Source organism: Pseudoalteromonas sp. BSi20495 (assembly GCF_000241185.1).
Classification (GTDB): domain Bacteria; phylum Pseudomonadota; class Gammaproteobacteria; order Enterobacterales; family Alteromonadaceae; genus Pseudoalteromonas; species Pseudoalteromonas fuliginea.
In genome coordinates, this window is record NZ_BADY01000160.1 from 1 (window position 1) to 9,823 (window position 9,823).

Genomic DNA, 9,823 nt, shown 5'->3' on the forward strand with positions numbered 1-9,823 from the left:
ACGAGCAACGCTCGTAATCTCATGCTTTGGTGTCTTCTCACTTACCTTTATTCTCTTTTTTTTGTGCAATAGCGTTTTAGATAATTTATTTATATAGAGTGTAAAGGGCGCTTTACCTGCTGGTGCAACAGGCAAAGCTTATAAATTACTTTTTACTTAACCTTTATAACCGTTGGGGTTATTTGACTGCCAACGCCATGTATCTTGCATCATTTCATCAATGCCACGCACCGCTTCCCAACCAAGTTCATTTAGTGCTTTTTCTGGTGCTGCATAACAGGCGGCTATATCGCCTGGGCGGCGAGGTGAAACCTGATATGGCACAGCCTGATCGCTGGCTTTAATAAATGCATTAACCATTTGCAGTACAGAATACCCGTTACCAGTACCCAGGTTATAAACTAATGCACCCGTGCTGCTGGCAATTTTATCAAGCGCTTTTAAATGACCAATTGCTAAATCTACAACGTGTATATAGTCGCGCACACCTGTACCGTCAACTGTGTCGTAGTCATCGCCAAATACAGCAAGTTGCTTTAATTTACCCACAGCAACCTGTGCAATAAACGGTAAAAGATTATTTGGGATACCGTTAGGATCTTCACCAATTAGGCCCGATTCATGTGCGCCAACAGGGTTAAAGTAACGCAAAATAGCAAACGCAAAACGCTCGTCTGATTTAGCGATATCTTGCAGCATCATTTCAACCATCAGCTTAGATGTGCCGTAAGGGTTTGTAGTACCGCCCACAGGGAAGTCTTCTTTAATTGGTAAACTAGCCGGATCACCATAAACGGTAGCTGATGAACTAAATACTAATTTAAATACACCAGCTTCGCGCATTGCATCAACAAGCGTTAACGTACCTTGTACATTATTTTGGTAGTATTCAATTGGTTTAGCCACTGATTCACCAACCGATTTCAAGCCTGCAAAATGTATAACGCTATCAATAGAGTGTTTAGCAAACACTGAATCTAAAAAAGCTTTATCGAGAATATCACCTTGGTAAAAGGTAGTATCTTTACCTGTGATTTTTTTAACACGAGCAAGAGATTCTTGCGATGAATTGCTCAAATTATCAATAACAACAACATCATTACCTTGCTGTAAAAGTTCTAAAACAGTGTGCGAGCCAATATAGCCTGCGCCACCGGTTACTAAAATAGTCATGAAAGCTCCGTGGGTACCTTTTATCAATTAAGCTAATTTCACCATAAATTATGATTATTTACATGCATTATCTGTATTTATTATTGCTCTACTAAAGTCTTTTTTAAATTAAATACAGTTAATGTGGTTTAGAGTTTATTGGTCTTTCAGGATTAAAATTTGTTCTATCTAAGGAGTATTTAATCGCGGCGAGAGGTGTGTAACCTAGTCGGTTCGACAACTTCCCTTGCGTTATCGCCTATGTATGGAGAATAACCATATTAAAATCAGCGTACTACTGAAACTTCTAGCTAGGAAGAGAAGCCGGCTTTAATCGCAACAGGAAGTTTTAAAATCACAAAAAGCACGGTTAGGACTTTTGTTGCATTGTGAAAAGGAACTAAACTAGGTACATTTGGTGCTTACTCAAAGGGAATTTTATGAAAACAAAAATATTACTACTCACTTTATCTATCGCTTCTTGTTCTACTTTTGCTAACGATGTTAGTTTTTCGATTGGGGGTGGCTATCCTTATTTAGTTATTCCAGAAGTGTCTTTATCGGCTAATGAGAATCAACAACGCTGGTATGCAAACTATAAAATAGGCCTTGATGATGGATTTTCAGCAGGCTTTGAACAAGCAGTAAGCGATAATAAAAAGCATGCATTTGGCGCGCTTTTGGGCGCTATTGGCGCAAGAGATACAGACCAAGAATGTGAAAGTTCAACAAATGATATAGCAACTGACTTTGCTAATACGCTAGGCTGCGCAATTGGCAGTATTTTTGATGAGGAAACAACTAACGGCATAGGGCTTACTTACAGCTATAACTTTAATGGATTAAACAATGCCGGTTTTAGACTGGAATTAGATGTAGGCTACGGTAAAACAAGTGACAGCAATGAAAAAAGAGCCGATGGCGGTATTAGTTTAAGTTATGAATTTTAACTGCTTTGAGAATAATTAAGGCATAAAGGCGCTAAATGGCGCCTTTATGCCTATTAGTTTAGCGATTAATTTTAAAGTCTAGTCGTACTTGAGATGTCGCAGAAACGGGTTGTCCTTTTTCAAATTTTGGTGCATAGCGCCATTGCTCAACAGCTTTTATCGCCGATTTTTCAAAAGAGACACCACCATCAGAGTTTAATATACTAACGTTTTTTACAAACCCTGCTGTGTCTACTTCAAATTCCATAGCAACACTACCACTTCTACCTTGCTTTGCCTTATTTAAAGGATAATCGGGATTAACACGGTAAAGCGGCGTTTGCTCTTGCGATTCTTTCCATGGCACCATTTTAGCAATTGCTAGGCAGTGTTTAGTTGCTTCATCACTTTTGCCTTGTTTTTCGTACAGGCCAATAAGCTTAGAGTGAGCGCTTAGCTCTGCGCTGTGATCAAAGTTTAAATTACTATCGAATACATTCACTATACGGTTTAGCCTTTCAATCGCTTGATTGTATTTTTTACGACCTTCTGCGAATGAGGCCATTAAAAAATCGGCTTTTATACGCTCTAGTGAGTTTTCAGGTAAGTTTTCTTGGTAGTACTCGTCGGCTTCTTCTAGGTAGTTTTTCGCTTCGCGATATTTTTTAGAGCTAAACTTTTTAGCAAGCAGTGATGCCGCTTCTAGTTTCATGTCGGCTACAAATTTAGGTTTATTTTGTGTTTTAGCTATATCTATTATTTGTTCTAAAAAGTTAGCTGCTTTGTAAGCCGATGTTGTGTAGTTAGCTTGGCCGAGCAGTGCATCAACTGTTTCTATTGATTGTTTGCCGTGATTTGCAGCTAAAATAGCATGTGCTTTATTATAAAGTGAAAAACGCTGTTCGTTTAGCTCATTGCCGTAGCCTTTAATAGCTTTAGCGTAGTTAATAGCTAAGTTAGCGGTGTTATCTGAGCTTTCACCATAAACTGCTTTACCTGATGTGTAAGCAAGTTTGGCTGTTTGTTGTACGTTTTCGTCTGCTTTAACTGCCGCTAAATAGCTTTGATATGCTTGGCTAAATACCGCTTGAGGATCGCTTACTTGGCTGGCGAGTACTGTAGTACTTAAAGTTGTTGCGCTTAAAGCAGATAAACTTAAGCCCATAAATAAAGCGAGTTGCTGACGTTTCATAATAATCCCTATCGTTGTTTAAAATACAAAATACCAAACGTGTCCTTAAGTGTCACTGATTAAGGTAAATCAACGTAAATAACATTGGCTGTTATTTGCATCAATTTATTGCTAACAATCATTGAAAATAACGCTTATCGTCGCCATATATTTGCCATAAACAGTCTTGTACTACGGTGTATTTATCCTATTTTGTGATATTATCACTTTATTGTCGTGTCGTAGTTATTTAAATATTTGGATTTGTCGTGGCGCAAGTAAGAGCAAGAGTCCAGCTTAATGTTGGCAGAAATAGTGATATCCCTGCAGAAATAATCTCATTTACTGATTTAAAAGATGGTAAAGAACATATTGCTATGGTGTTTAATAATGCCGATATTGAGCAAGATGTCCCGCTTATTCGTATGCATTCTGAGTGTTTAACGGGGGATGTGTTTTATTCATCGCGTTGTGATTGCGGCGAGCAGCTAAATGAATGCATTGAAATGATGCATGAGCAAGGCGGCATTTTATTATATTTACGCCAAGAAGGCCGTGGCATTGGTTTGTATAACAAAATTGATGCTTACGTACTGCAATCGCAAGGGATGAATACTTACGAAGCTAATAATCATTTAGGCTTTGCTGATGATTTACGTGACTTTTCGGATGCTGTGTTAATGCTTAATGCGCTTAATTTAAGCCATGTTAAATTAATGACCAATAATCCTAAAAAGCTTAACGCATTAAAAGATGCCGGTATTAGTGTTGACTCGGTTGTGGGTACGCATGCGCACATTAAAGCGGGTGTTGCGGGTAATAAATCGTACCTAGAAACAAAAATTAAGCATGGTGCACACATGTTAGATATTAAGAAAATTAAAAAACCTTAATCATTTAATTACGTTTCGTCTATTAATACCCCCTCACGCCAAGTTATACTTGGCGTGTTTCGTTTTAAATTAAGAGCAAGTATGTCTACACAATTACGAATTTTTAAAGCCGATGCAGGGCTAAAGTGGTTAAAAGCCGGATGGCTTATTTTTAAAACCCAGCCAGCAACCTTTATTTTTATGCATTTATTTATTGGCATTGTAGGGCTGCTGTCTTTATTTTTACCGCTGCTGCAAGTTGTGGCAGCGCTAGCTACGCCATTTTTAACCGCAGGGTTTTATCAAGCTGTGCTTACAAAACAGCAAGGCGGAAAAATAATGCTAGCCGATATCCTCAAGCCATTTTCGGCTAAGGGAAATCGTTTAGGGTTATTACGTTTAGCACTTTATCAAATGGGCGCAGGTATATTAATGGCTTTATTAGCCAATGGCTTATTTGCCGATGCGGTAGCAATTATGACTCAGACAAATGTTGATCCCAATGTAGCGCTTGAGCAGATGATTGAAAGTATATCGATGGCAAACGTTGTGTTGTTTTTGATTGCTTTATCGATTTATTTTACTGCCTTTGCTTATGCAGTACCTTTAGTTTATTTCAATAAAGAGCAACGCATATTAAACGCACTTAAAGATTCGCTTATGGTGTTTTACTATAATATTTTACCCCTTAGCGTGTATGGGGTTATTTGTATTTTATTTATGGCGCTTTCGATGTTCTTATCGTTCTTACCACTGTTGATTTTAATGCCGATTTGCTACATTAGCTTTTTTGTATCTTATCAAGCCATTTTTATGCCTGTTGTACCACCGAGTGACGACATTAATGTTAAGCCACTTAGTAGTGAAACAAGCGGGCGTTTTGACGCTTAATGGATGATAAATTAAAGCAAAAACTAAAAAACTATGTACTTTGGTTACTAGGGCGCCAAGAATATTCGCGTCGTGAGTTAACGCTCAAATTACAGCAAAAAGAAGCCACAGAAGAGTTTATTGAAACGCTGCTTGATTGGTGCGAAAAGCACAATTTTATTAACGAGCAGCGATACTGTGAAGGCTTTGTAAGAAAACACATATTTAAATGCCACGGGCTTAAGCGAATACAAAGCGAAGCTATGGGCAAAGGGATTGATCGTTCGCTACTTGAAATGGTAGTTGAAGAGCTTGAAATAGATTGGTTTGAGCTTGCGCAGGATGCGTACAATAAAAAATATTCGAATACACCGCCAGACCTCGATTACAAAGATAAAGCTAAGCGCGTGCGCTACTTAATGTATCGGGGTTTTAGCTACGATGAAATTAATTTTGCAATGCAAGCACAGTAAATACAGGTGAGACTTTCAAATGCAGCACATGACTACCGCACAAATTAGGCAACAGTTTTTAGACTTTTTTGCCAGCAAGCAACATCAAATAGTACCTTCTAGCTCGCTTATACCGGGTAACGATGCCACGTTGTTATTTAATAATGCCGGCATGGTGCAATTTAAAGATGTATTTTTAGGCGCAGAAAGCCGCCCTTATACACGTGCGACAAGCTCGCAGCGTTGTGTACGTGCTGGCGGTAAGCATAACGATTTAGAAAACGTAGGCTACACTGCTCGCCACCATACATTTTTTGAAATGTTAGGTAACTTCAGCTTTGGCGATTACTTTAAGCAAGACGCGATTAAGTTTGCGTGGGAGTTTTTAACTGAGGTTGTTAAATTACCTCAAGAAAAACTGCTTGTTACTATTTATCACGATGATGAAGAAGCGTTTGAGTACTGGTCAAAGGATATTGGCTTAAGTGAAGATCGTATTATTCGTATTGCGACCTCTGACAACTTTTGGTCTATGGGCGATACCGGTCCATGTGGTCCGTGTTCTGAAATATTTTATGACCATGGTGAGCATATTTGGGGCGGACCTCCGGGCACTCCAGAGGAAGACGGCGACCGTTTCATCGAAATTTGGAACCTTGTATTTATGCAATACAACCGTCAAAGCGACGGTACTATGCTGCCTCTACCTAAGCAATCTGTAGATACGGGAATGGGCCTTGAGCGTATTTCTGCTATTTTGCAGGGTGTGCATTCAAACTACGAAATCGATTTATTCCAAGGCTTAATTGCAGCAGCTGCAAGTGTTACTAACGCGCAAGATATGGACGATAAGTCACTACGCGTAGTGGCGGATCATATTCGTTCGTGTGCGTTTTTAATCTCTGACGGTGTTATGCCATCTAACGAAGGGCGTGGTTATGTGCTACGTCGTATTATTCGTCGTGCAGTGCGCCACGGTAATAAGCTAGGTGCACAAGGTTCGTTTTTCTATAAGTTAGTTGCTGCGCTAATTGAGCAAATGGGTCAAGCGTACCCAGAGCTTGCTAAGCAACAAGAAATTATCGAAAAAGTATTACGCATTGAAGAAGAACAGTTTGGTAAAACACTTGAACGTGGCTTAGCTATTTTAGAAGAAAGCTTAAGTGACCTTAAAGGCGATATTATACCGGGCGACTTAGTATTTAAACTTTACGATACGTATGGTTTTCCAGCTGATTTAACGGCCGATGTTGCGCGTGAGCGCCAGATGACGATTGATCATCAGGGCTTTGAAGAATGCATGGCTGTACAACGTAAAACAGCGCAACAAGCGGGTAAGTTTGGTGCTGATTACAACGAGCAATTAAAATCAGAAAAGCTTACTGAGTTTAAAGGCTACGACAGCACGCACCATAGCGCGACAGTGGTAGAAATTTTTGCCGGTGGCGAAGCTGTTCAGTTATTAGAAGATGGTCAACAAGGTATTGTAGTATTAGACCGCACACCGTTTTACGCTGAATCAGGCGGCCAAACGGGCGACACGGGTACTATTACAGTTGCTGGTGGCGAATTTAATGTTACTAATACCACTAAACTTGGTAATGCTTTTGCTCACCACGGTACTGTGCAAGGTCGCATTGGTGTTAACGATAAAGTGGATGCGACTATTGATGATGCACGCCGCGATAGCATTAAGAAAAACCACACAGCTACACATATTTTACACGAAGCACTACGCCAATTATTAGGCGACCATGTAGGCCAAAAAGGCTCACTTGTTCAGCCTGATCGTTTACGTTTTGACTTTTCGCACTTTGAAGCGGTTACTAAAGATGAGCTACGTGAAATTGAGCGTGTAGTTAATGACGAAATTCGTCGTAACTTTGCACTTAATACTGAGCTTATGGCTATTGATGATGCTAAAGCGAAAGGTGCTATGGCGTTGTTTGGCGAAAAGTATGATGACGAAGTACGTGTAGTTACTATTGGCGACTACTCTATTGAGCTTTGTGGTGGTACTCACGTTGAGCGCGCAGGCGATATTGGTTTATTTAAAATAGTGTCTGAAAGCGGTATTGCAGCAGGCGTTCGCCGTATTGAAGCGGTAACTGGTGCTGATGCAGTTGCTTATGTTAGCGAGCAAGAGCAACAATTACATGATGTAGCTGCTTTAGTTAAAGGCGATAGCGCATCGGTACTTGAAAAAGTAACCGCGTTACTTGAAAAGTCTAAAGGTCTTGAAAAGCAAATTGCGCAACTTAACGATAAGTTAGCAAGTGCGGCGGGTGCATCTTTACTTGATTCGATTGTTGAAATTAACGGCGTTAAGCTACTTGTAGCAAATGTTGAAGGTACTGAATCTAAAGCACTGCGCGGTATGGTTGACGACCTTAAAAACAAAATTGGCTCAGGTGTTATTGCCCTCGGTGTTGCCAGTGGCGACAAAGTAAGCCTAATTGCTGGTGTAACTAAAGACTTAACAGGCAAAGTAAAAGCCGGTGAGTTAGTTAACCACATGGCAGGCCAAGTAGGTGGTAAAGGTGGCGGCCGTCCAGATATGGCACAAGCCGGTGGTAGTGAGCCACAAAACCTTGCTGCTGCACTAGATAGCGTTACAGCTTGGTTAACTGAGCGTACTTAAGCCTAAGTGGCGCTTATTGTTCAAAAATTCGGTGGCACTTCGGTCGGCTCAATAGAGCGAATTGAAGCGGTCGCCGACCTTGTTGTAAAAACCAGACAACAAGGACATCAAGTGGTTGTGGTTCTCTCTGCTATGTCGGGAGAAACCAACCGCTTAATTAATCTCGCCAAACAAATTGATACTCGCCCGAGTAGCCGTGAACTAGATGTACTTATTAGCACCGGAGAGCAGGTTTCTGTATCACTACTTGCTATGGCTATTATAAAACGTGGCCACTCTGCTGTGAGCCTATTAGCCGATCAAGTCAATATTTTAACCGATAACATGTTTGGTAAAGCTCGTATTGCAGAGGTTGCTGCTACGCGTTTAAAGCATGAGCTTGAGCATAATCGTATTGCTATTATTGCTGGGTTTCAGGGGCGTGATGTTGAGGGCAACATTACAACGCTTGGGCGCGGCGGCACCGATACATCGGCTGTAGAAATAGCTGCGGCTATAAAAGCTGACGAATGCCAGATCTATACAGACGTTGACGGCGTATATACTACAGATCCTCGTGTTGAACCTAACGCGCGCAGAATGAGCCAAGTTACCTTTGCCGAAATGCTAGAACTGGCAAGTTTAGGGGCGAAAGTTTTGCATATTCGCTCAGTAGAAGCCGCAGGCAAACATAATGTACCACTTAGGGTGCTTTCGAGCTTTAATCCCGATGAAGGTACATTAATAAGTTTTGAGGAGAACGATATGCCAAGCAAGGTTGTATCGGGGATTGCGTTTAATCGTGACGAATGTTTAATTAAGGTACAAGGTGTGCCAACGGGTACGCAATATCTTTCAAAAATATTGAAACTTTTTGCCGAAAATGGCATCGAAATAGATATGATTAATCAAGTTAATCATAACTTTGAAAAAATAGACTATGCTTTTACTGTGCACTCGAATGATTATCTGCAAACACTTGAATTGCTCACTGAGCAGCAAGTTCAATTAAGTGTTCAAAATATATGCGGATTAACCACAGTGGCAAAAGTGTCTGCTGTTGGTATGGGTATGAAATCGCATTCTGGTGTCGCGAGTCTATTTTTTGAAGCATTAGCGCAAGAAAACATTAATGTAGTTTTAGTTTCAACATCCGAGATTAAAATTTCAGTTTTAATAGATGAAAAGTACTTAGAGTTGGCTGTTCGTGCATTACACAAAGTATTTTTAACAGAAAATGAATAGATTGGGAGTTTTTACTTACTTTTCAGTCTAATTTTTATTAGTATGTTTAAGCGGAATCTTATAATTTTTATTGGAACATGGGAGCAATAGAATGCTAATACTAACTCGTAGAGTAGGTGAAACCCTAATGATTGGTGACGAAGTAACAGTTACCGTTCTAGGTGTTAAAGGAAATCAAGTTCGAATCGGTGTTAACGCACCAAAAGACGTATCAGTGCATCGTGAAGAAATTTACATGCGTATACAAGCTGAAAAGTCTAACCCTGAGCCGGGCAATGCTTAATCAACATGTAATACCAAACTGCATAAATCCTTGATCAATTTAACGAATTAAATTGCACTATAACGTCGTTAAAAATTTTTTATTTAGAACAACTAGATACAAAAATTTTTGCCTAGTTCTAGCGTAATTTTCTCAACGTTAAATAGACCTCATATATAAGCAGATTGGTATAAAATAGCTGAGTAATTTACCTAGCTAAACAAAAAAGCCACTCATTGAGTGGCTTTTT

Annotated in this window: 9 protein-coding genes; 7 read left to right on the forward strand and 2 right to left on the reverse strand. The window is 39.9% G+C overall.

Annotation, left to right across the window (positions count from 1 at the left end; genetic code table 11):
* Positions 1 to 156: 156 nt before the first annotated feature.
* Positions 157 to 1,173, reverse strand: a complete 1,017-nt coding sequence (gene galE / locus P20495_RS02005) for a UDP-glucose 4-epimerase GalE (RefSeq protein WP_007378962.1) — start codon at positions 1,171 to 1,173, stop codon at positions 157 to 159.
* A 419-nt stretch (positions 1,174 to 1,592) separates the two neighbouring features.
* On the opposite strand from galE, the gene P20495_RS02000 reads away from it, so the two are divergent.
* Entirely contained in the window at positions 1,593 to 2,102 is a 510-nt protein-coding gene (locus P20495_RS02000) for a hypothetical protein (RefSeq protein ID WP_008138915.1), read from the forward strand.
* A 58-nt stretch (positions 2,103 to 2,160) separates the two neighbouring features.
* Here the strand turns inward: P20495_RS02000 and P20495_RS01995 are convergent, their stop codons facing one another.
* Positions 2,161 to 3,273: an energy transducer TonB gene (locus P20495_RS01995; RefSeq protein WP_008138916.1), complete on the reverse strand. Its 1,113-nt coding sequence runs from the start codon at positions 3,271 to 3,273 to the stop codon at positions 2,161 to 2,163.
* Between the two features lie 248 nt (positions 3,274 to 3,521).
* Between P20495_RS01995 and ribA the strand changes: the two genes are divergently transcribed.
* The 6 genes from ribA to csrA all read left to right on the forward strand — a co-directional run bounded on the left by ribA (position 3,522) and on the right by csrA (position 9,594).
* Positions 3,522 to 4,145 carry a GTP cyclohydrolase II gene (ribA, locus tag P20495_RS01990; RefSeq protein WP_008138917.1) on the forward strand — a complete coding sequence of 208 codons (624 nt, stop codon included), beginning with the start codon at positions 3,522 to 3,524 and terminating at the stop codon, positions 4,143 to 4,145.
* Positions 4,146 to 4,226: 81 nt separating this feature from the next.
* On the forward strand, positions 4,227 to 5,015 hold the full coding sequence (locus tag P20495_RS01985) for a BPSS1780 family membrane protein (RefSeq protein ID WP_008138919.1): 789 nt from the start codon (positions 4,227 to 4,229) through the stop codon (positions 5,013 to 5,015).
* On the forward strand, positions 5,015 to 5,467 hold the full coding sequence (locus P20495_RS01980; RefSeq protein WP_002961933.1) for a regulatory protein RecX: 453 nt from the start codon (positions 5,015 to 5,017) through the stop codon (positions 5,465 to 5,467). Before P20495_RS01985 ends, P20495_RS01980 begins: the two co-directional genes overlap by 1 nt.
* 19 nt (positions 5,468 to 5,486) lie before the next feature.
* Positions 5,487 to 8,087 carry an alanine--tRNA ligase gene (gene alaS, locus P20495_RS01975; RefSeq protein WP_008138921.1) on the forward strand — a complete coding sequence of 867 codons (2,601 nt, stop codon included), beginning with the start codon at positions 5,487 to 5,489 and terminating at the stop codon, positions 8,085 to 8,087.
* A gap of 6 nt (positions 8,088 to 8,093) precedes the next feature.
* The gene (locus tag P20495_RS01970; RefSeq protein WP_008138924.1) at positions 8,094 to 9,311 is read left to right on the forward strand and encodes an aspartate kinase; all 1,218 of its coding nucleotides are present in this window, start codon (positions 8,094 to 8,096) and stop codon (positions 9,309 to 9,311) included.
* A 91-nt stretch (positions 9,312 to 9,402) separates the two neighbouring features.
* Positions 9,403 to 9,594 (forward strand): carbon storage regulator CsrA, encoded by a 192-nt coding sequence (gene csrA / locus P20495_RS01965; protein ID WP_011327236.1) that lies wholly within the window; start codon positions 9,403 to 9,405, stop codon positions 9,592 to 9,594.
* Positions 9,595 to 9,823 lie beyond the last annotated feature (229 nt).